This is a genomic window from Pedobacter sp. 05T44 (genome assembly GCF_056395985.1).
Window position 1 is genome coordinate 435,930 of sequence record NZ_JBFTKO010000001.1, and the last position, 22,468, is coordinate 458,397.

The 22,468-nt window shown below is 39.8% G+C and carries 15 protein-coding genes; 3 read left to right on the forward strand and 12 right to left on the reverse strand.

The window, feature by feature from the left end; translation table 11 throughout:
* The first annotated feature begins 348 nt into the window (after positions 1 to 348).
* On the forward strand, positions 349 to 882 hold the full coding sequence (locus AC1DDK_RS01815) for a virulence RhuM family protein (RefSeq protein WP_337715255.1): 534 nt from the start codon (positions 349 to 351) through the stop codon (positions 880 to 882).
* Positions 883 to 2,059: 1,177 nt separating this feature from the next.
* On the opposite strand, the gene AC1DDK_RS01820 is transcribed toward AC1DDK_RS01815, so the two are convergent.
* The 7 genes from AC1DDK_RS01820 to AC1DDK_RS01850 all read right to left on the reverse strand — a co-directional run bounded on the left by AC1DDK_RS01820 (position 2,060) and on the right by AC1DDK_RS01850 (position 9,024).
* Positions 2,060 to 3,214, reverse strand: a complete 1,155-nt coding sequence (locus tag AC1DDK_RS01820) for a serine hydrolase domain-containing protein (protein WP_337715258.1) — start codon at positions 3,212 to 3,214, stop codon at positions 2,060 to 2,062.
* A complete protein-coding gene (locus AC1DDK_RS01825) occupies positions 3,207 to 3,971 on the reverse strand; it encodes a hypothetical protein (protein ID WP_477633781.1) in 765 nt (254 codons plus the stop codon). Before AC1DDK_RS01825 ends, AC1DDK_RS01820 begins: the two co-directional genes overlap by 8 nt.
* A gap of 269 nt (positions 3,972 to 4,240) precedes the next feature.
* On the reverse strand, positions 4,241 to 4,732 hold the full coding sequence (locus AC1DDK_RS01830; RefSeq protein WP_337715262.1) for a hypothetical protein: 492 nt from the start codon (positions 4,730 to 4,732) through the stop codon (positions 4,241 to 4,243).
* 67 nt (positions 4,733 to 4,799) lie between these two features.
* Positions 4,800 to 5,201 (reverse strand): DUF4345 domain-containing protein, encoded by a 402-nt coding sequence (locus tag AC1DDK_RS01835; RefSeq protein WP_337715263.1) that lies wholly within the window; start codon positions 5,199 to 5,201, stop codon positions 4,800 to 4,802.
* Between the two features lie 434 nt (positions 5,202 to 5,635).
* A complete protein-coding gene (locus tag AC1DDK_RS01840) occupies positions 5,636 to 6,805 on the reverse strand; it encodes a helix-turn-helix domain-containing protein (RefSeq protein WP_337715264.1) in 1,170 nt (389 codons plus the stop codon).
* A 226-nt stretch (positions 6,806 to 7,031) separates the two neighbouring features.
* Positions 7,032 to 8,087: a hypothetical protein gene (locus tag AC1DDK_RS01845; RefSeq protein WP_337715266.1), complete on the reverse strand. Its 1,056-nt coding sequence runs from the start codon at positions 8,085 to 8,087 to the stop codon at positions 7,032 to 7,034.
* Positions 8,088 to 8,157: 70 nt separating this feature from the next.
* Entirely contained in the window at positions 8,158 to 9,024 is an 867-nt protein-coding gene (locus AC1DDK_RS01850; protein ID WP_337715268.1) for an AraC family transcriptional regulator, read from the reverse strand.
* 296 nt (positions 9,025 to 9,320) lie between these two features.
* Here AC1DDK_RS01850 and AC1DDK_RS01855 point away from each other — a divergent pair, with 296 nt between their 5' ends.
* Positions 9,321 to 9,530 carry a hypothetical protein gene (locus tag AC1DDK_RS01855; protein ID WP_337715269.1) on the forward strand — a complete coding sequence of 70 codons (210 nt, stop codon included), beginning with the start codon at positions 9,321 to 9,323 and terminating at the stop codon, positions 9,528 to 9,530.
* 139 nt (positions 9,531 to 9,669) lie between these two features.
* Here AC1DDK_RS01855 and AC1DDK_RS01860 read toward each other — a convergent pair whose 3' ends face one another.
* Positions 9,670 to 14,943 (reverse strand): reverse transcriptase domain-containing protein, encoded by a 5,274-nt coding sequence (locus AC1DDK_RS01860; protein ID WP_477633782.1) that lies wholly within the window; start codon positions 14,941 to 14,943, stop codon positions 9,670 to 9,672.
* 262 nt (positions 14,944 to 15,205) lie between these two features.
* On the opposite strand from AC1DDK_RS01860, the gene AC1DDK_RS01865 reads away from it, so the two are divergent.
* Complete coding sequence (locus AC1DDK_RS01865; protein ID WP_337715274.1) at positions 15,206 to 16,285, forward strand: DUF4238 domain-containing protein; 1,080 nt, start codon at positions 15,206 to 15,208, stop codon at positions 16,283 to 16,285.
* A gap of 1 nt (position 16,286) precedes the next feature.
* Here AC1DDK_RS01865 and AC1DDK_RS01870 read toward each other — a convergent pair whose 3' ends face one another.
* From AC1DDK_RS01870 to AC1DDK_RS01885, 4 genes are all read right to left on the reverse strand, one after another.
* Positions 16,287 to 16,769, reverse strand: coding sequence for a hypothetical protein (locus AC1DDK_RS01870; protein WP_337715276.1), 483 nt, complete (start codon positions 16,767 to 16,769; stop codon positions 16,287 to 16,289).
* Positions 16,770 to 16,797: 28 nt separating this feature from the next.
* Entirely contained in the window at positions 16,798 to 17,460 is a 663-nt protein-coding gene (locus tag AC1DDK_RS01875) for an AbiV family abortive infection protein (protein ID WP_477633783.1), read from the reverse strand.
* A gap of 74 nt (positions 17,461 to 17,534) precedes the next feature.
* Positions 17,535 to 21,314, reverse strand: coding sequence for an SEC-C metal-binding domain-containing protein (locus AC1DDK_RS01880; protein ID WP_477633784.1), 3,780 nt, complete (start codon positions 21,312 to 21,314; stop codon positions 17,535 to 17,537).
* A 12-nt stretch (positions 21,315 to 21,326) separates the two neighbouring features.
* Positions 21,327 to 22,463: a hypothetical protein gene (locus AC1DDK_RS01885; RefSeq protein WP_337715281.1), complete on the reverse strand. Its 1,137-nt coding sequence runs from the start codon at positions 22,461 to 22,463 to the stop codon at positions 21,327 to 21,329.
* Positions 22,464 to 22,468: the final 5 nt, after the last annotated feature.

The following is a 22,468-nucleotide window of genomic DNA, read 5'->3' on the forward strand; positions in this document are numbered from 1 at the left end:
TTTAACACTATACTACCGCAGTGTTAAAAACTGTACCGTAAAGGAGGATTACTTTGAACATCTGGAGCGCTTCTGCATGATTCTGGATCCAATTATTCAGGACTTAAAAAGTAAAGGTTTTATATAAATTGTGAGCATGGAATTTATAAATTTAGTTTATGCGCACCCCTATATCCCATAATATAGAACTAGAAAATTTGCGTATTTGTAAGCAAATACTTTTGAAAAACAATAATCGGCCTTTTGCTTTTAGCAGTCAATGATTTCTACGCATGCGTAATCCAATATTGGATAAGATGATTACCTACCTTTGATGATTTATAAATAAGTTAGCACTAAATTTAATATATGACTGAGGATCAAATTATTATTTATCAATCGTCAAATGGCGAAACTGCAATAGATGTAAAGCTCCAAGATGAGACTGTTTGGCTCACACAGGCGCAAATGCAGTTACTTTTTGACCAGACAAAGCAGAATATAAGTCTACATATAAACAATATATTTAAAGAAAATGAATTAACCAAAGATGCAGTTGTCAAGGAATCCTTGACAACTGCCAAAGACGGGAAGAGATATAAAGTCAGGTACTACTCTTTGGATGTAATCATATCTATTGGTTATCGAATTAAATCAAAAAAGGGTACACAGTTTCGAATATGGGCTAATAACGTATTGAAAGAATATCTCATTAAAGGATACGCCATTAATCAAAAACGGCTCAAAGAGCAGGAAAAGCTGGGTATTTCGCTTAAAGTGGCTCATTCATTTCGGGTCAAACTGGCCACACAAACGATTGCTGGGCGTCCCCGAAAATTATCAAGACTGAATTACAAATATAGCAGACGAACTTTATCTATATCTAAACACTCGTCAGCATGACATTTTCGTCGGATTTAAATTAAGCTCCTATAAGCCACCAAAATGTGCTTCTGGAGTTCCCACCCAGCCCACCTCTAGATCAGCATCCTGAGGCCCTAATACGGCAATACGAACCAAAAGCTCATGAACAGAGGAGGAGGCAAATACTGGCTAACGATGCCGAAAAGGCCATTTTATCCCGAAAGATGGTGATCAAGTTCGGGCGAAAGCAATTGTCAGTTTAAATGCGGAAAGCGTGGCCATTATCGCCGAAACATGCAGTTACAATTCAATCTAAAAAAAGCGAGTATAAAAACACTATTAGTACTTTCATCCAGAAACAATACAGTAAATGATTTGAATAACAGAACACAACATATAGTACTGAGAAGAGCACTGAGAAAATCGATGCACGAAGAGATAAAAATCAAATGTCAAAAAGACGAGAAGTTCATCAAATTCATAACTCAAATCATAGCCGAAATTGTAAAAAGTAGAGGCAAAACTGAAAAAAATGTTCTAAGCTAATCTGCTAATGGAATTGAAGCTCGATTTATTTTAATGAAAAACAGGCCAAATCTTAATGAATTGGTAGTCAAAATGATGCAAAAACAGGTGAAAAATATCTCCAAAATCTGCGATTTTGAAGTGTTTGAGAATCAAAAAATTGCAAAATCAAATTCTATAAAAATGCAGCAAAAAGAGCTTTAAAAAGAGCAATTTTTAAAACATAAATAGCTAACAATCAAATTGTTAGCTATTAAAAAAGTGTACCCATCAGCAGGAATACTTTGAACATTTAAATCGCTTTTTATTGCTTATAGAACCCATAATCGAAGATTTGGAAAGTAAAAAATTCATTTAAAAATTAAAGTGTTTTAGATCTTCTCAAGACAGGACTAACCTTGAGAAGATTACTTTAGAACTAAAAAGTTGGCAATTATGAAAAATTGTAGTTTTGGTTTTTAGATTGGAAACTACAAGCTATTGATCCCTTTTCGCCAAAAAACAATTTACCGATCACCTTCTCATAATTAATCAATTTTGAGATATTTCAAAATTGGCTGAACGGGGTCAATCAAATTGGTTTGTCCAACTTACGCTTATAATCATCCATTCTTTGGAATTGCGGGATGATGTATATTTTTAAGAAATACCTCTTAGATACTAAAACATATGGGGGGGGGTAGTGTCAGAATTAGCTAGACCCGCTAATAATACTATCGATGATGCTATTTGACAGTTCGTTCAGCTTGCCTTGAGAATCTGCTGTCACCACGTTAGTTACGATGAATATTCCAACTTTTTGATTGGGGTAAAGCGCTATCCACGAAGAATGCCCAAAGCTGCTTCCATTATGATATAGCATTTTCTTTTTCTTGTCATAGTCATAGGTATTCCAGGCATAGGCCCTTCCGTACTGCATGCTCCCCGCTAATCTATCCATGGCTTGTTTAACTACTTTGTCATTACTTTCCAAATACATCCTCATGTAATTAAGCATAGAATTTGTTGAAGACTTCATGCCTCCGGCATACTTGTAAAATCCATTTATTAGGGGCACAGGCACTCCATCACTGTTTTTCCCAAGAGATATGTTCGAATTTTGACCGTATTTTAACTCCGAAAAAGTCTGTTGCTCACCAGAACGCGAAAAGACATATTTTTTGAACAGCTCTTGGAAAGACAATTGGTAAACATGTTCTAAAATATAACGGACCAACTGAATTCCCACACCAGAATAATGGTAATTGCCCGAATTGTCGATTGGTTTTATAGTTTTTAATGCCTTAAAAAAGTCGGCCTCCTTAAAGTGATCAAAACACACGGCCTGTTCAGCTGTTGTTTGTCCTTTTTCGTCACAATTCATCACCAAAGGAAGCCCAGAGGTATGGGTAATCAAATGCCTAAAAGTGATGGGCTTGCCGTTGCTTAGAACCAGGTTTGGATATTTGCCGTCCAGGTAATTCCTTACATCGTCGTCGAGCTTAATTTTATGGTCATTAACCGCCTGAGCTAACAACAATCCGGTATAGGTTTTTGTAATCGAACCTATTTCATATACGGTATTTCCATTTGGTTTTTTTCCATTGCTTAATTTACCATAATGAAATTGGCGGGCTGTGCCTTTGATATAGATCACGCCAGAAAAAGCAGTATAACCTGGCAGTTTCATCAACTTGGCAACTTCTTTAGCCACGATCCTTTCGATCGAATCTTGGGCAAGGGCTTGCTGTTCGGAAATGAGGTAATGTGTTCTTCCAAACACACTGGATATGAAAAACAAAAGACAAGCTAAAAAAAGGAAGTTTTTAGCCTTTTTAACGGGCCTGAATAATCTTTCGCTACTCATAAATCACATAATTTACTTTATCAACACCTGTATTACCTGTTTTTTTATCATAGGCATATAAAGTCAGTTCGTAGTTTCCGCCAACATTAATTTGGGTATCTCCCTCAAAAAGGTTGGTCGAAATAAATGACATTTTAACGTCTCTAATGTATTTTCCGTCCTTTTTAAGCATTCCTTTCACCTCGAACTCTTCGGCATTCCAAACACCTCCTTTTTCTATTACACAGCCACACATCATGACCACATTTGCCTGAAATTGGAATGGCTTGTCTTTAATTGAATTTAACGAGAGGTATTGATGGGTTCGGGGCTTTAATATGTCGATGATAAATCCTGGGATTTCTAAGATAATGCCATCACCTAAAATATCTTTTCCGGGAATCAGCCATAATTCGGTACTTACCTTCGCCTGTGCCTGTTTGCTATTGAAGGGAGAAACGACTTCTATGCTCACAAATGTAGGTTCGTTAATATCAATTGCGGCCAGAAAGCCTGCTGTTTGACCATCAACAATTGAACTTTCCCTTGTTTTTGGAGTTTTCATAATCAGATCTGTATTTCCAGTGCTTCCGGTGGTTTTTCCTTCAGCTAAAATTTGTTGGTTTGTCTTGTTTCYAATGATCACGTAGGCACCGCCGAGCGAGCTTCCTATAAATTTTGCATCTCTTGCTTTTGCTCTTATTACTATTTTTGTTTCAGTGGCAGAAACACAGATATAAGAGAAAAGAAATGCTGTAACAAACATTAGTACCTTCATGAGCTATTTGATTTTAAGATTTCTTGTTTGAACCTATTATGAAAAGGGTGTTTTTCAATTCCAGATCTATGTTGTCTAATAGTATTGACTTGTAGATATTCCGCTGTAGTACGCCTCGATTCCACTACAAAATGGTTCTCCGTCACTTTTACTGAAATATACAAAAAAACTATAAAGCTACAAGTCAACCAGAAACAAAGAAAAAAGAACCTGACCATGATTTATGATACAGGCTCTTTTAATCGATGAACTGGCTTAATCAATTAGACTTATTTATTTGATCCATATGTGAATCTTTTATTTTGAGATTGGTCTACTGCAATCACCATATTTTCATTCGTTTCCACCTTGCCATCAACTTCAGTTTTATAGCTGGCGGTGATCGGGCCACCCTCTAAATTAACAACACTAATGCTCATTTCCCCAAAATCAAATGGTTTTACGGTTTCGAATACATATGTTTTTGTGGTGCCTATAAAGCTTTTCTCGTCTATTAGTATACTTTGCTGATTACCCTGCGACGTGCCATTCATTTTCCAAACAGGGGCTCCGTACTGGCTGGCATCATGGTTTCCGGCACTTACCTGAACATCTACCTGATCGTTTTGATCTGCGCCTGTTACTGTAACTGTCATTTTCATTGAAATTTTATTCCCGTTATCCGGGTTATCGCCAGGTTTCTTTTTGCATGATGCTAAAGACAAAACACCTAGTGATATGACCATAACTGTTAATAAAGATTTTTTTGAGATTGATTTCATAATTGTTTTTTAAGATTTGTTATTATTTGATTGTTTTTCATGTGTAGTAGAAGTATTGCTAACCTATTTATCTAAAGCGTCTGTAAAACAGCAATAATACTAAGGCCAAAATGCCTAAAGTAGACTCTATGACCAGCCATTGCGAACCAAATTCGCCCAAAGGCCCATCAACCAAGATTGTTATCAATCTAGAGATAGAATAGGCTAGCCAAAACAGTGAAAGAAAAATGAGTGCCTTTTTTACATCCTTTAACAAAAGGTGAACCAGAGAAAAGCAAATAACTAAACCAACGCCACCATATATGCCTCTTATGGAACTTATTGCATCTGTATTAGATAATTGCGTAGCTACCAAATCCATAGTTCCCTGTGGATTATAAATTGATAAAACACTAACATAAGCTATACTGAAGATTGAAAAACCAATATAAATTTGACTACTGATTTTGGTGATTTTCTGTGTATTCATTGTTGTTTCAACTACTGGTTCCTTTTAAAAAGTCCTGCACTTTCATTCGTGTAAATGATGTCTAAACCGCTAGGGGTGCCAGAAGCTAGGGTACATTTATACTCAATGCTCGCATTTTTTAGGTAAAACTTAGCAGGGTCGTCAGCCTCGTTTTTTTTTTGCGGGATACATTGTTAACATCATTGTAGTAAATAAAATAAGTTTTGTTTCATGGATTATTAATTTAAAACTCCAGGGTTTTGAATGCAAAAATGAAACACTGAGAAATGTCAATCGCCCCACGAGGCTTCGTGGCACCTCTTATTGATTAGAATAATGCGTTATTTAAAGTGGTGAAATACTTTAAATACTTAACCATAAATAATATAATTCGCTTTTCAAATAAGCCTATTATAGCGAAGAAATGACTGAGCAATAATAAGAAAACGGCGGACCTACAACGCCTTGTGGTATGTTAGATCGGTTGGTTTTCTGAAAAAATCTGAAGGAGATTTACCCGTGAATTTGCGAAAATTGCGATTGAATGAAGATTTAGAATTGAAGCCACAATCAAAAGCTATCGATAGCAGCGTGTAGTTATGGTTTTTTTCATCAGCAATCATTTTTACACATTCATCTACCCTAAGTGAATTGACATAGTCGTAAAAACTCTTGTTAAATTTAGAATTGATCACTTGCGATAGCACAGCATCTTTTAGCTCTAAGGATTCAGCTAACTTGCTTAGTGTAAGTTCCGCATTTTTATATAGTTTTTCTTGTGCCATTATCCTGTTAAGTTGCTGGAAAATACGTTCAGCTTCGGCATCCGTAAGTGAAGACCAGTCGTATTTTATTTTATTGGGCATTAATGCCACGTTAGCAGGCTCTTCTGAAAGGTTTTCTTTTTGAGTAGAAAAGTTGGGATTCTCAGTAGCAGAGCGGGATGAGGTATTGGCGGTTTTGAATATTTGCTGTTGGCGTACACCTAAAAAACCGATGAAGCATATGTACAACGAGGCACTGAAATAGATACTCTCTGCTTTGGGATAAAAAATAACAAAAACCCAAATTCCAGCGATGCCTACAATCAGGTAACGTAGCCAATTCAAGCTGATTTTATCTGTAGTTGAAAATTCTTCGCTTATTTTTTTCTTATATCGATGCAGTAAAACAATTGCGGCTAATACATAAATAATTCCCGAAATGATGATGCAAATATTGGTGATGATTCCAATGGTTTTATAGTAAGGTGAGGAAAAGCCCTGGTCATAAAGCAACAGCTTTTGCGCTGGGTTTTGTAGCAAAAAAGACATCCATAGAAGATAGGCAAAAGCAACAGGTAAAAAATGAAGTAGCTTTTTCTTGCTAAATTTTATTGGTGTGGTTAGATGAAGGATATATAGATACAAAAAAGGCCCATGCACAAGTGCCAATAAATCTCCCCAGCCTATTAAATTGGGGAATTGGCGATAATTTTCTGAAACCTGCAAATATAAACTGGCTAAGTGAAGCGTTGCTATCAGCTGCCAAATCATGAGTAGCTTATCTGCAGTTATTTTGTTAGGCTTAACTGCTAATAGTACGAACAAGTATAAAGAAATTGCAATGCTGGTGAAGTATAACATGCTGTTATTTTGTATGGATGGCTAGATGTTATTGGTCAACTCAAAAATATGAAATATATTCAAGTTCTTGACCATTGGTTGCAAACAGTAGCTTAAAACCAGTTTTTTGCCAAAAAACAATTTGCCGATTACCTTCTGATAATCAATCGATTTTGAGATATTTCAAAATTGGCGAAACCGGGTCAATCGAATTAGTTTGTCCATGTGTATTCATTATTAATTTCAACTACTGGTTCTTTTTAAAAAGTCCTGCCTTTATGTTCGAACCGGTCGAACCTTCCGCTAATTGCAGGTAATTGCGTTTACTCTGATCTTTTTCGATTTTTACAGTTCCGGTAGTTTGCACGTTTTTCATTTCCAGAAAATCTGTTGAAGTTGCATCATTGCCGCTTAACGGGCCGCTTCCATATCCTGCCAGATTGGTATTGTCAGCAAAAATGCAATCAGAAGCTTTGTATCGGCGTGTACTTCCTTTTTCCCTTATCCATACTGTACTACTGTTTGCTATGATGTTGTTGTGAAAATCGAAATTGTCTCCATTGGTACTTTCTGTAGTCCAAACGCCACTGAAATAACAGCCATATACCAGCGAATAACGCATGGCATTACGGCTACCAGTTCCTCCATCAGTTTGCCAAAAAACGACTGGATTTTTGCAATTAAAAAAAACACAATGGTCGATAACCAGGCCATAACCATTGGCTATAACCCCCACATGCAACGGTAATACATCGACATCTCCAGCAAACAGACATTGTGTTACAACTAGATCGTCCAATCTTTTTCCATCACGCCATATTGGATAGGAACGACGTAGATTGGTTCCATCTATATAAGAGTAATCTGGACTGCCAGTAAATCTTAGGCCTTCAATGGTCACATGGCTAATCTCCGGTTGTATACCTTTTGCTTCTTCTCCGCCTATACCTGGTACAAGCGGCACTGCTGTTACTACAACCGGCATTTTTTGAGGAGTCCAGTCTTCATCGTCAGGCATAACGTCCGCACGAATGACAAGACGGTTTTTAAGGGTATACTTGTCATTGGTGAATACAACGGTTTGTGTTAGCAGGTGTATACCTTCTGATAGGAAGATTGTGGTTGCTCCCTGTTCTTTGTTTAAGTTTACGCGCTTAGCTGCCTCAATAATTGTCTTTAACGGACGTGCCTTATTTCCGGAATTTGTGTCATTACCAGTCTGAGGATTAACATATAATTGTTCTGCCTGTACGACCAGTATGCTCATCATGAGCAGGAGAAGACTAAATGTGTATTTTATCATGTTCTTTTTTTTGTAAAATTAGAACATGCTTATCCTATTAAAATGGTCATTTTGTCTTTAAAATGGTCATTTAAATCTTTTTTCGGTATTGCTGAGGTGTGGTACCTGTAAATTTTTTAAAGAAACGGTTAAAATTAGACGGATCTGAAAAGCCAAACTCGTAGGAAATCTCTTTTGAGGATTTATTTTGACAAAGTTGTTTCTTTATTTCTGAAATCAACTTGTAATGGATCATTTGTTGGGCTGATAATCCGCTAAACTGCCTGCAAATTTTATTCAGGAATCCAGAGCTGACATTCAGCATTTTTGTATAGGCCTCAACACTTTGGTCATTCACAAATTTCTTTTCCAGCAAGGATCGAAACCTATAAAAATCTGGATGGACAAAGGTGTCTCTTTGAACATTGTAGGCACCTGCATAATATCGATTGAGAAGTACGAGCAATTGATATAAAAGGGATCTGATCAAATGATTACTATCATTCTGAAGCTGCCTAAACTCTTCTTCTATTGCATATAAAAGCTCCAGACATTTTACAAATGGCACCTCGGATAGCTGCATGTCGTTTGGACGTGAATATTGATGGAAATATTGAAACCGATATAGGAATAGTTCGTCCGAAAAGAAAAGATGGAGAAAGTCTTTTTCAAAGAACAATACATAGCCCCTTACATCTTGCTCAATTTCCCAACAACGCACCTGTCCTGGACTTGTGAAAATGATCGTTCCTGGGCTTATTAAGGTCTTATTTTCATCTAATGTAAAAATGCCAGCTCCCTCTTCAATGAAAATAACTTCGTAAAAACTAAGTTGATGTAACGTACTATCTAATACATAATGATTCAATGTTTCGATACGTCCAATATCCAACAACAGTTCCGAACCATATTTATATGGGAGAAAATGATAAGTTTTAATTTTAGGGACTACAGCCATTTCTTTTTACAATTTCTTCTCGCCCTAAAGTTAAGGCAGACGACGTAGAAAACCTAGACAGCTGGGAAATCTGCAGACAAGCACTGGGGTAATTTAAAAGAAGCATGTGCTGATTGGCTCAAATACGGAGAACTCTAGCTTTTTAAGGATGAATCTCCAAAACAGTTCAAAAATTGAAATTCACAAGCATTTGCAAATCAAAAAGTGAATAAACTGACCAGATTGGTTTGAACTGAGCGATTCTAAAAAACAAACATAGCTAACAATCAACATGTTAGCTATGTTTCAGTGTACTCATGGAAAACCTTCTGTCACACAGTTTCTTGAAGGATTTGGAGAAATTAGCCAACATTGCAGGTGGTCCGGTTGCAGACCCCATTAGTAGAGACTTTAAGAAAAAGTACCAGCGAAGATTTACCCAAAAAGAAAGCCCAGAGCTCCCATTATCAAAGATTTACGAGATGTACGGCTGTGGTTACCTGAACAAGAAGAAGCCAGAGAAATAATTTGCACAGCTACATGTGTATGTTTTGGTGTGTATGTTTTCACCAAAATATACACACTGTATTACATGGGTTGATCAAAAGTAAATCGAAGAAGGCTATCGGCGTATTAAGCAGCAGGGGCAGCACCTCACAGTTAAGACTAATTCAACTCTTTTATGAAGACTGATATCTTCGATTTATGGTTCATAAAGCGTTTCCAGGAAACAACAAAATACGAACTAAACAGGATAAAGATAATTCCATAAACGAAACCATTTAGTACCACTTCCTTCTCACCAGGCTGGCCTAACAGTTGTAATGCAATATAAAAAACTAAAACACCTCCGACGAGATACAGGATGTGTAGGTCTAATAACATCGAAGTATAGGGATTTCTTCGTTGATAATTGGTACGCCAAGACAGCAAAATGTAAGCAGATACCTTTTTTAATTCTGGCAATAATTTTCTGTCCAGAGTCTTATGTCCTACAATGGGAAATGACGCGAAGCTAGGAACAAGCTTACCATTCACTTCCTGCACATCAATTGAGAAAGCGCAGCCAATCCCGTGATGGGTGTCGAAAGGATTGTGTATCTCTTCGATGACTAGTGGCTGGGACAACAATACCTGTTTCCTCCTAGACCTGATAAACACCGCAAAATCGCTAAACTTAAGCTGGCCATTAATGGCAACCTGCAGGTAATCATAACAGCGGTAAAGATTTCTAGCTAGGTGCAGGTTGACTTCATTTAGACCAATCATTTTCGAAACCGTATAAGGCGCTCCGAAAACATGCGAATTGGTAGTAACCCTACCTAAGTCACACCTGAAAATCTCTGTTAATTTTTGAAGAATAATCATTACCTCTGTGGCATTAAATAACTTCCGCCTCGCTTTAAGCTGACATGACTTTCCCGAATCTGATAAAAACTCAAGTCCATAATATTTAGAAACAATAATGAACATCACCAGTAGTATATCATAAGTCCATAATGGTGATGGTATGGTCGCTGGTCGTTCCAGCCAGACCTTAATACGGTTTTCCAGGTCGGGCAAATTTTCTTTAAACACTGCACACGATTCCCTGATTAATGGGGCATCAGAAACGGACTTCACAATAAACGTGTGTCCAGTAGCAGTCTCCATAGCAAGAAATTCCGTCAACTTTTTCAGTTCATCTTCAACAGCTTTATCTTTCGCCAGTAAAAACATAGACCTTCTAAGTGCCTCGAGTTCGATGGTAGCAGAAGATATAAGTAACCATTTTGTGAAAGTGATGTCCTCTTTGATACCTAGGTTTTGACGATAAGTCACTACAAGGTCGTCAACCCGTTTGGAAATGGCAGTGGCCTGCACGGTTGCCAGGTGCCTGTCATAGTGCTCACCGTATCCGATCAGCTGCCAACTGTCAGTAAATGGTGCTGCCTGATGAACCTCCTTGTCAGCAAGCATATCAACTATCCRACGCTGCATTTTCAGCCCATAATTGAGTAAGCTCTCACTGGCGTGGTATTCTCTGGCTGCGATCCGGTTGATTTTGATTTCAATGCTCCAAAGCGTATTCACTAATTTTTTATCTGCCTCTAGTATATTTTGGTTTGCTAGGAAGGCAGTCTGAATTTGAGTCCAGATAGCGACATCTTTCAAAAAGTAATCGACCAGAGCATACCTGTTTGCGGGTGTAAATTGAGTCGCTTTATTAATTATAGACCAAAAAATTAGTCCATGACTATCTTGTAGCAATGACAAGTTTTCTTTCGCTATTTTCCCTGACCTGACAAGTTCCTGCACGGCGCACTTGGATGTATCTAATTCATACAATAACAAACCTAGTATTTCAACCAGCCAGCGGTCCGATTGCAGTTTATAGTCCATGTTTTGTTTACCTACAAATCTGCGTTCGGAACCTATCGTCAAGCTATTGAGGCCAAAAATCATTTTACCGCTTGTATGGATAAATACGGTGTGCAAGGTTGGAACCGGCACCAACACTGTTTCAGAAATTGGCGAGAGAATCTGCATACACTGTTTCACAAGTTCATTTATCTTTTGTAGCAGATCCCAAATTTGATTGGGAGACAAGGTTTGGGTACTTAAAAAATCATTCAGGCTTTGATACTCAGCTGGAACAATTGTGGCCATTAAAAGAAATCCCTCTTGCGTATTGATGGAAGTAAGGGATTGTAAAGTCAAGGAATGGGCCATCAGCGCATTCATAGCTTTAAGATAATCAGACACACTTTTACCTACCTTCATCAATTCATTATCATTGAGCTGTTCATGAAACAATGCCTTCCCGTCAGTATTACTCCCAAAATGAATGTATCTGTAGAATGGAAAAACAAGTTCTCCCAGAACAACCCCGGGGAGGCAAGGTTCAGTCTCTAACTGATATTTGATCGGATCATGCTCTTCAACGTTCCCAGGATTCGGAAGCGAAGTGTTTGCAGCAAGTAATCTGCCTGAACTGGCAAACAAGAATAATTCCCGGTAAAGTAACGTTTGATTTTCCCCAGAAAGAAACGTCAGCATTTGCTGTATTTTTACAGGGGCGTCCTGATCAGCGAAAATAAATTCGACAGTCTTTTCTGCAATGTAGTAACTGGATTTCTTTTTATCCTCGTCATTGAGTATTTCAAACAATTGTACTCCAGCAGCATTCTGGAACAAAATCGCCTTAAGTACAACTCTTGGCAAACATAAAATTGCAAAAGGAAGGATCTGAATTGCTTTAATTAGCTCCTGAAATATTCCACCGGAAGAAAAACGGAGCAAAGATCCCATCAACTCTATCTCAAACAAAGTTTCTGGCAGCGCTCTCGCCAAATAGGTCTCATTAACTAATTCCTGTCGGTCAAGCCAGGCTACCACACGCATTCTCAAAAATATCCCGGAACCGACTCCAATAGCCTTAAATTTGTTAATATTTTCTTCGTCTAATCGAAGTTCCTGTATTCTGATTAATGTATTTATCGCCGCAGCCGCAGCAACGGGAGCTGACCCATCAGCAGCCAATTGAATCAAAAGCTGGATAATTTCTTCACTAAGGTTTTGTAACTGAGACACCTCATACAATTTGCCTGCTTCTTGGGCAACAATAATCTTAAAATATTCATCTGTCCTATTGTCAAGCAATCCTTTAAACAACTGCCAGTTTGTTTTTTCAGGCTCGCTACAGGATTTGATCAGGGAGCTTACCGCAATGCAGGTAGCACTGTGTTTTGGTCTGTCTTCTTCCAGCAGGAAAGTAGCAATTTTGAAAACCTTATTTTCCAGTTCCGCATTTCTTAGGTGCTGCGAAAAACGTACATAAAAGCCCAGGGATTTTGTTAATGTACGGATATCCTGGTCTACGTTCCCGGCAACCTTATTCAAAGTCTCAAACAATTCTTCCTGTTCTTCCCTATTAAGGTCGGCTGTTGAAACGTTTGACCTTACAAAATCATACCGGATTTTATCCAAAAAATTATGTAGCTTCTCACTTTTGGTTACCGGATGTGGCCCTTCCTTTTTATCCAGGTTAAGGTTTAACCCGTACTCCTGGTTAAGAGCTTGTTCATATTCGGCAAGTGCGCCCTCAGCCATTTCAACATTTTCAAACAAGATCGCCAGATCGTCAACATATCGAACGAAGTCTATGCTATTTTCAGCAAGCCAGTAATCAAGTTCATTTAAATACAAATTTGCCAATAAAGCAGAAAGTGCTGGTCCTTGCGGTATTCCAACCGTTCTTCGATGACCTTCATACTCATGCTCGACGCGATCAAATGGAGCTTCAATATATTGTTGGATCAAATCTAAAATTACCTGGTCTTCTACGAACTGTCGAAGCAGGTTCATGAGCTTATCATGCCTGATAAATTCGTAAAACTTAGTTATATCCAGGAGCAAGTAATGATTGTGTGGTTCAAATAACGAGAAACTACTCTTTTTAAATTCTCTAATCCCATTCTGGATTTTCCAGTCCTGAAAAATCTGATTGTCCGATTTAGGTGAAATCGCCAGTCTGTTACCAAGTGAACGCTTATGAAACCGGGAATCAATTTTTGGGCCTACCACATTAAGTATTGCCATTTCAACAACCGCTTCACGAGGGCTTACAGAACAAAATGGGCGCAACGAAGTGTTTAATTTATCTTTTGGAATTTCTACCAGCAGAAAGTTGTTGTGTCTCCACTTACCTTCTAGTAGTTGCCGGCGTAGCATCACAAGATTATTCCAAAGATCAGATTCAAACAGGTCAAAGTTCATTTTATCTTGAAATACGTCACGTTCAACGACCTGCTGTTTCGCCTTTTTCCAGGCTAAAGATAAGTTTCTGAGCGATGCAACCTCCTGAATCGTGCCCTGAGTGACTTGATCTGTTTTTAAATCGATAGATGCAGTGTTAAGATCTGAAAACCAAACAGGTGAGGGATATTTGCCCGACAGTGCAGCCTCTTCCAGGGTTGAATTACACCATCCTTTACAAATACCATACTCTGTACTCTGCAGTTTTTTACAAGAGATTGAACAGGGATCAATCGTCGCGAGCTGCATGCTAGACTTCTCTAAGTCATAATTTTCGCAGGACGACAAAATTCCATGCAGGACTGGTTCACCATCCTGAAAGTTTTTCAAAAGTGCGGCCAATGCAAAGCGTTCATGGTGTTTCAAGTTCCTTTCATTCTTCGCCTTTACTGCAAGGCTATTAATTGCAGGGCAGCGTGAAATCAACTCCCCCACCTCACCGAGATTTTGCGGAATAACACCTTCATGTTTGAGTTTTTGACCTCTTTTTATAGCCTGTATCTCTTTTTCGCCTATGATAGCACCCAATCTAGCATTGGCTTCTTCAATCGCGCTTTCCGGTACAAACTCAACTAAGTCCAGGTGATCCAAAACCTGACTTAGAGTGATTCTTTCCAGCGATCCAGGGTGCAGAAAAACACTTCGGGAATTATTATATTTTCGATGCACACCCAATGGTAATCTGACCAGGGACTTACTAAAACCTTTTCTTCCATGAGATCCCTTAGGTGGAAAAATTTCAAGATCAGGATATCCGGCACCTTGCCGAATTTCATTTAAAAACCCCACCACTTTAAGCCCCGGCATAGGTTGCTCTAGAAACATCCAAATGTGATATCCCCTACCACCGGTATCTTCTATCAGTAAGCAATTCTCTGATAAATTATAAGAGGTAGTTATATAATCCATCAAGCTGCGCACCACCGGAAGAAATTTATCTCTTTTCACCTCTTCCCGAAGATTTGCACTGTCAGGAATATCCATTTTAGGAATATCTATATCCAGACAAAACGTAGAACAATAAGAGTTTTGATCCAAAAGATATATCGCATTACTTACACTTCCACTTAGATGATTGGCCAGATCATTTAAATTTAAGGGGCCGGAATGCGAATCTACGTAGGCATTTTGCGTCTGCCTCATTACCCGTCTGTTATCGCCTTTGAATAACGTTAATAATTTATCACTTATAGTTGAAAGCATGAGTCTGTTTGGTTGCTATAAAATTAAACTATTTTATGTTATGTATGCAAATACCATATTTTGAATGACTTTCGTTAATTTCGTGTTATGTACAGAAGCATTGAATACTTCATTAAGGATTTGGAGGCTGAATCGATGGAACGGCTAACAGTGATGCGCGGAAATGAAATGCTGGTCCCAGCATAATGTTATAATCTGACCCGTGGCTCTCAAGAAAAAACAACATTTCGTGTCCCAGTTCCTGATCAAGAAATTTGCCATCGACCAGGAGCGCAAATTTGTACACCTGTACAACAGGAAAACCGATACGGTCGTCAACCATGCGCTGATCAAAACTCAGGCGCAGGAAAATTACTATTACGGAAATGATCTCACCTTTGAAGAATTCTTGAGTGTTACGGAGGAAAGGGCAGCACCGGTAATCGCAGAAATCTTGGAAAGCGGTTTGATCCCAAAGATCGGCGATAAACGATACAGCTACCTGTTACATTTTGTCATGCTATACCACTCCAGGACAAAAGCGCAGGTAGACCATACTGAAGAAAACCTGAATGCTACGCTCAAAGCCTTATCGAAATACGATTCGAGTTTGCAGCAGCTCAACTTGGATGAACTCAGGCTCAAGCATCCTGAACCGGCAGCTTTTAACTTGGCTTGCTTTATGGATGATTGGGTAGTGACTGCAGATCTCCACGCCTTTCTGTTGACCAATCATACCGGGAAAGATTTCTTCCTATCAGATAATCCCCTGATCACATTTAACCCGTTCATGCAAAAGCGAAAATACTACTGGGCCGCCAACAGCCATTTGAGCAAGGGCCTAATCCTGCTATTCCCGCTTTCTCCTGATCATTACCTGATGCTGATCGATCCTTATAGCTACGATGTCAAATGCACTGCTGAAAACCGGATTCATGTGGACAAAGCTTCAGACCTTTACAACATCAACTTATTGCAATCGGTTTCTGCCGATAAAAACCTGTACTACCGGATCGCCCAGGAAGAAGCCTATATAAAAAGCCTGGCCATGGAAGGTTTAAGGAACAAAAAATCCAAACTCATCAGTGAACTCGTCCCATGTCCGGGAAAACCTGAAGCCAAATGCCTTTTCAGTTATCATCTGGCACACACCTTAAACCTTTCTTTTTCTTTTATCCGCGAAAGCGAGGAAGCAAAAGCTTATGATGTCACTAAGCAGCGGGATCACCCAAGGAACCAGGAAATCGTAGACTGGATGAAACAGGTAAGACTAAAAAGAAAACAGGATGTGGCAGATAGCTAACCTACCGCTTCATCACTACTACCTGGTATAGGTTATTCAAATTTAGATTCACTCCGTTCAAAGGTTTATACGTTTTCACCTCATAGCCGGAAAAACGGTACCGGTAGCCAATTTCGCTGGTACCTGTATCAAATTTCACAGGCTTTGCCTGCTTTTTCAGCTCCGACAGCACACGCTCCCAGCTTGTTTTGTCTGCGGTGGCAAAGGTAATATTGGAATAACTGCCAAGCTGGTTCACGTGCAGCCAGTGCTTTGGTTTTTTCGGCGTGAGCATCGTGTTGGAAATGTATATGCCGTTGAACTTTCTGTGGTAGCCCATTGCGCTTAATTTAGTTTCAATGAGAGATGTTTGGTCGATGTTAGCCAAGAACTGCTGAAGGTCTTTAAAGCCCATTGGTTTTTCTGATTGTGCCAGTGTATTCGTTGAGATTACAAACAAGAGGAGTACTACGTTAAGAAACAGTTTTGTCATTCTATTCATCATTAGATATGTTTTTTGTAATGGTTTTTATTCAGCCACKCAATAAGCCCAGTAATGAGGCGACAGAAAATGATTCATTCTTTTTTTTCAAGTTGCATTTGAATTTCCAAGATTGCAAGTTTGCTAGCAAAGTATCAGTGAGCAACGCATCCTTACCTGGAATATTAAAATAGAATTCATTGAGCTTAAACTGGTCGAATATGGATTTTAAATAATCCACTAAAAGAGAAATCATTTCCCTTGCGTCCTTATCTTTAATACTCCAGGGCAACGAAACCCGACTATTCACATCTATCCCTCTTTTCATCCTATCAAGTCCCACGTAAATGGATTTTTGCTTTTTAAGTTCAAGGCTCCCACTTTTTATGAACTCAATAAAATCAGGTGCGTAGTCACGCTCCAAGCCCCAGCCGAAAAAAGCACTTTGCTTCTTAGGATGCAAATACAATAGGGACAGCCATTTTTGCTCGAAGGTTTTATCTGGAAAACCAGTATTTGTAATCGATGCATAGTAATAATGTTCAACCCAGTAAGACTTACTAAACTCTTCCAGCGCAAGTACAGAGAGTTGAAATGCCGATGGGTATGAGCCGTTGTTATACAGCAATGAAGCATCCAACAATAACCGGGCACCATTCTTAAATGACTCAATCGAAATTTTTTTGAACTTATACTTGGAGAGTTTATCGCGCATACATGGCAATTTAATCTAATTTCATTATAAAATTCTTCCAATCGGAGCTAAATCCGTTTTTTAAATCCCTAAAACTATAGAGAAATAAACACTTTATCACTTTTAAGATCAGCAACTGCATAAACCGGAAGCGGCGTATCCTTAATGTACCGGGTGGGAAGGATATGTTTGGTCAGCACGAAGGACTTTATCCTGTAATCGTCAGAAAGCCCCAGCTTTTGTCTCACCACTGTACTGTTTTCTTTTAGCCACAAGTCTCTTTGGACATGTTTCTCTATCATCCCCGGCTTGCCCTTCAGCCCGATATAATTACTGATCTCAGTGTAGATATCGTAAGCAATCTTCGCCTGAGAAGTATTTTTGCATTCAATCGCGTAAAGCACCTGGTTTTTATGGTCTAGGCAAAGGATGTCCACATCTCCTTTATCCACCTGGGCAGGAAAGAAACCCCTGGGCTTGATTTTTACCTCAAAGCCCACCACCTCAAAATCCGTGTGTTCTACCAGCCATTTGCACACGAAATTCCTGAAGTTCGTTCCTTTGATGTGGTTGCGCTCTGCCAAAAGGTTATTGATCTTCAAATGATTTACGGCAACTTTCAGCGTTCCGTCCATAAAACGGGATAAAATATTTTCAGCCGCAGTCATCAGGTGTCTGGCACTGATCAGGTAATATGTCTTACCCAGTCTTTCGATTTTCAGGAGCGGCCGGAGCATGTACGATATCCGCCGGTTATACCGCCATGGATAGGTTTCATGGATGTCCTTAGGATCGATATTCATTACGCCAGCCCTATTCACAAAAGTAAGCAACTGTAAAAAAGCCAGGGTTTCAGCCTCCGGCTGGGCTGTCCGGTCCGCAAATAATTTTAACAAGYCTTCTTCAGTGATCATCAGAACAGATTTTTCTAGGGCATATAGCTCCAAGCACAGAAACTTAGCTGAACCCAGCATATCCCATAAAGTGATCCCCCACTCTTCCATGAAAATATCATCGACCCGGTCATAATAAGGGTCATCACCGCGCTTCGCTTTCGGCTTTCTGGGTTCCTCATTAAAGTAACGGCCAAAGGAAGACTTATTTTCCTCATATTCTTCCCGGTGAATGTCCTGCTGAAAACTCGTCATGGAGGCATCATTGAAAGTACGGTCAATACCAATCCTTCCTGAAGCAAGCATCCCCATGTTGGGGTCAGCGATTCCAAAACGGATCATATCAGACAATGCGCCGTAATTGATCAGCTCGGACATATGCGCCAGCATCAAATCTGCATCTGCATCATTGACCGGCTCCATTCCAGTGGACTTCTCGCAGGCCACAAACTCAATCAGCGTCCTCATCGAAAGATTTGCCGTGACCATATCCGCTTCCTTTTTACTGAACTCGACAAATACATCGTAATAATGTCCAAAACAGGCCTCCAGTGCCGGGTAAGACAGTTTTCCCATTGCCCTGGACTGGATCATGCTTTCATGCCGCTGCATGAGCAAGACCAGCAAGTCGGCGGTCGGAAAACGCGAAATCAACTCAATCAGCCGGTCAAAATGAACCTTCACCAAATCGTTGAGCAAGGTTGTTTTTTCTTTAGCTGTAGCAATCTTCTCCGGAATAGATATATTATATTTCAACCAAGTTACCTGTTTACTCAGCACATAGGAAATATCCGCCAGAGGTATAGACCGCGGCTTTTCTATGTCTATATTGGAAAATACCGGGTGCTGGGTAGAGTCACTGATCAGGATCATCTTTTGCATCCCTTGAGGCATACACATGCTCAACAGTTCATCGAGTTCCACAGCCGTTATTTTTCGTCCCGCACCTGTCAATTCTATAAAGTCTCCAATCGCATCAATCAGACCTGTCATTAAGAATTTCTCTCCCCCATTGCCGGCATTGGTCAGGTGGCTGACCAGCTGTACTGGTACGCTCAGTTCTATACCTCGGCTTTCAGGAACCAGTTTGCTGGTAAACTTAAATTCCTCTGTACTGCCTTCCAGATCCCAGGTTTGCTGATCTTTAAAATCCTTATCCATCATCAATGTAATCACCAGGGGTTCCGTTCCTAACTGATCAAGATAGGTTTGAAGATAAGAATGGCAGTGGTTCAGCCAGTAAAGGACTCCATTCATATAGACACTTGCTGTAAAATCCCTCAGTGTGTCACTCTGCACCCATATCGGGCAACTGTACCGCAGCAGGCAGTGTCGGAAATAACCTTTTTTGACTTCATCTGAGAGGTATACAGGCATGTGTTCTTCCTGTTTATGGCAGCTAACTTGTATTGTGCCCCTTTCGGCTGGAAAAGGGATACCAATGCGGTCTTCTTTAAGTTTGGCAGCCCGGTTGACATTTCCCTCAATCTCAAATTCGAAAAATAAGCCATTCATTGGGGCGCGGTCAGATTCAAAATTCCACTCATGGTTGTCTTTATACCATTTGAAACGGGATAAATGGGAGTTACTGGGCATAAATTGAACCTGGTGTTTGGTGTCTTCGATGTGCCGGGCATATTTCCAAAGGGTCAGGGTATCGAATTCCCAGTGTACTCGCAGTACATTCAGTTCTTTCATGGTCAGTACCAACTGATAATTCATGCCACGGAATTTGCCCGTATCAATCCTTCCTGCTTCAAATATATCTGCTTTGTTGTATAAAACCAGCAGCAATAGTTTGCTCCTGCTGTACTGCGCTTTGAGCTCGGCGCACCGATCTGATGCCTGCCGGGTAATGAGCATGCTTAGTGCGTCGATATCAGTTTGGTACTTTCTTTTTCCAGAAGGAATAGGGGTAACATGGAATACATAGACCAGTTTATCCGAATCACACTGGTAAAGGCCTTCGCTGAATATAGCCCGGCCCGAATGCTGTGGCTCATGGAATGTATACTTGATCCGCTCCCACCCCATACTTCTGAACCGGGTGTCAGCTTCAGTCATGGAGTGTTCGGCCTGAATACCACTGAAATCCAATAATTGACCTCCGCTTTTTAATTTCTCCAGAATGAAATCGTTCAGGGCACCTAATTGTGCACTTGGCATCGCTAGAATGTAAGTTTCTTCCAGCAGCACAAATGGCTTCTGCAACAGCGGATTATCATCCAAGTTCTTGATTCCGATCCGTTTTCCTTTAAAAGGGTAAACAAAGGCATCGATCACCTGCTCCGGCACTATCAGATGTTCACAAATCCGGCTGAGTTCTTGCTGGCTGAAGGCCACCAGTTTCTGCTGATCCTTCATCTCCTTAGCATCAGGCAAGTACAGTTCATCGGGTAGGTCTKGTATCGCCATGCGCCGGGAGTGCCCCAACTTGAATGCAATTTCCTGATGGATGTATAACATAAACAATATCCCCTCATAAATCTCTTTCCTCAGGGACAGACGCAAGCTCTGCATTGCCGCCATTGCATTGACCTGGCTTTGCAGGATCTCCTGGGCCWCTATAAAAATTCCGGGATAGACGGTATTGTTCCCATTGACAAACAGGATGTTTTCGGTGAAAAAGTCTTCCACCGGATCTTCATGCACGTGCCGTGGGCAAAATTTTAATATATCTGCCTTTAATGTATGGTAATCCAGTTTTTCGGATTTATTGTATTGGTTGAGTGCAGAGATCACCAATGATTCCAGCCTGATGTTTTTACCGTGGTTTTCAGGTTGCAGTTGCATGACTGAAAAGATTTGCAGCAATTCTGCTGTATTGTACTTCCGGGTAAAGTTCTCATAATTTGGCAGTTCAGGGCTGTAAGCATGGGATGGTAAAATGCTTTCTTCCGCCTGTTCTTTGTGGATACAGCATTTTTTGTATTTCTTGCCGCTACCGCAATAACAAGGGTCGTTTCTATTTAGTTTTGTCATGGAGTGAGCAAGCTAAGGATTTGATTGAGCCTGTTTAACCAGCATTTTTTTTGCATTTTTATAAAAGGTAGAGATCCGTCCTCCAGGCTCGATATGGATGGTATAAAAATCTCCTTCAAAGTAAACACTCTCCCGTCCGTACCTGCTGTACTCAACCCCAGGATTTTTCTCGAAGAATTCCTGCACTTCCTCGTCAATACTAAGGATCATTTCTGTCATCACCAGAAGGACGTCAGACTCCTCCCATTGAGAATCATCTTTATGCTGAAAATGGCCATTGAACTTCAACTCTTTGACATGGCGCATGTAGATGTGCAGGTAACCTTCAAGATCCAGGTATACAGGAATTTTTCCCATTGCATTTAAGCGCCTTTCCTTGAATTTCTCGACTTTATACATCAGCTTGGCCAGCTGGTTAATATCATGCCTACCCAATCTAACGAAGCTGCTGCCCGCTTCCTTCAGGTATTGGTCCAGAACATTCTTTTTGGCATTRATGCGATCCTGAATGAGCTGGGCAGCGTCAAGGTTTTCTTCGTCAGTGAGCTCCTCGCTACGAACAATTTTGATCTGTAAGAAATGAAAACGTATTTCCGGCCTGAAGCTATCTCTGACACCCTTCATCTCTAAAAGCTCTTCCTCAGTGAGTTCATTGGGTTCAAAATAGTATTTCTGGGCTAAATAAGATTCACGTTCTTTAGGAGTCAAGCCTATGCCCTCCCTAACCATTTTTGCATTAAAACCATACATCCACTCTAAATCACCACCATTGGCCTTCGGTTTGGCATCAATCTCTATTTTCTTTATGGTGCGGGTATCCTGTGAATGATATGTATTGACTGGATCTGCTACAAAATAACTGATGTCTAAAATATCATCCGAGCAAATTCCGGTTTTTAACAACTCTTGTTCAACCTTCTTGTCAAAAGTCAGCAGGTCTTTTGCCTTCAAATATCCGTTTCGGCTAAAGGGTTTGGTTTTCACTGCCTCATCCATTTCTTGCCGCTCATATTGGTTATATACAAAAACAACGGATAAACTCAGCCCATAATTTTGGTAGGCCTCACTGCCAGGAATAAATGTAAGGTGTGCGGTTTTATCCTTTTTGCCCACCAACTCATAAATCTCTTCTGAAGTATATTTTTCCATAAGCA

Bases quoted from the DNA above. Each gene is read 5' to 3' on its own strand.
- AC1DDK_RS01815 (WP_337715255.1), top strand. From the start codon at position 349: ATGACTGAGGATCAAATTATTATTTATCAATCGTCAAATGGCGAAACT.
- AC1DDK_RS01820 (WP_337715258.1), bottom strand. From the start codon at position 3,214: ATGAGTAGCGAAAGATTATTCAGGCCCGTTAAAAAGGCTAAAAACTTC.
- AC1DDK_RS01830 (WP_337715262.1), bottom strand. From the start codon at position 4,732: ATGAAATCAATCTCAAAAAAATCTTTATTAACAGTTATGGTCATATCA.
- AC1DDK_RS01835 (WP_337715263.1), bottom strand. From the start codon at position 5,201: ATGAATACACAGAAAATCACCAAAATCAGTAGTCAAATTTATATTGGT.
- AC1DDK_RS01840 (WP_337715264.1), bottom strand. From the start codon at position 6,805: ATGTTATACTTCACCAGCATTGCAATTTCTTTATACTTGTTCGTACTA.
- AC1DDK_RS01845 (WP_337715266.1), bottom strand. From the start codon at position 8,087: ATGATAAAATACACATTTAGTCTTCTCCTGCTCATGATGAGCATACTG.
- AC1DDK_RS01850 (WP_337715268.1), bottom strand. From the start codon at position 9,024: ATGGCTGTAGTCCCTAAAATTAAAACTTATCATTTTCTCCCATATAAA.
- AC1DDK_RS01855 (WP_337715269.1), top strand. From the start codon at position 9,321: ATGGAAAACCTTCTGTCACACAGTTTCTTGAAGGATTTGGAGAAATTA.
- AC1DDK_RS01870 (WP_337715276.1), bottom strand. From the start codon at position 16,769: ATGATGAATAGAATGACAAAACTGTTTCTTAACGTAGTACTCCTCTTG.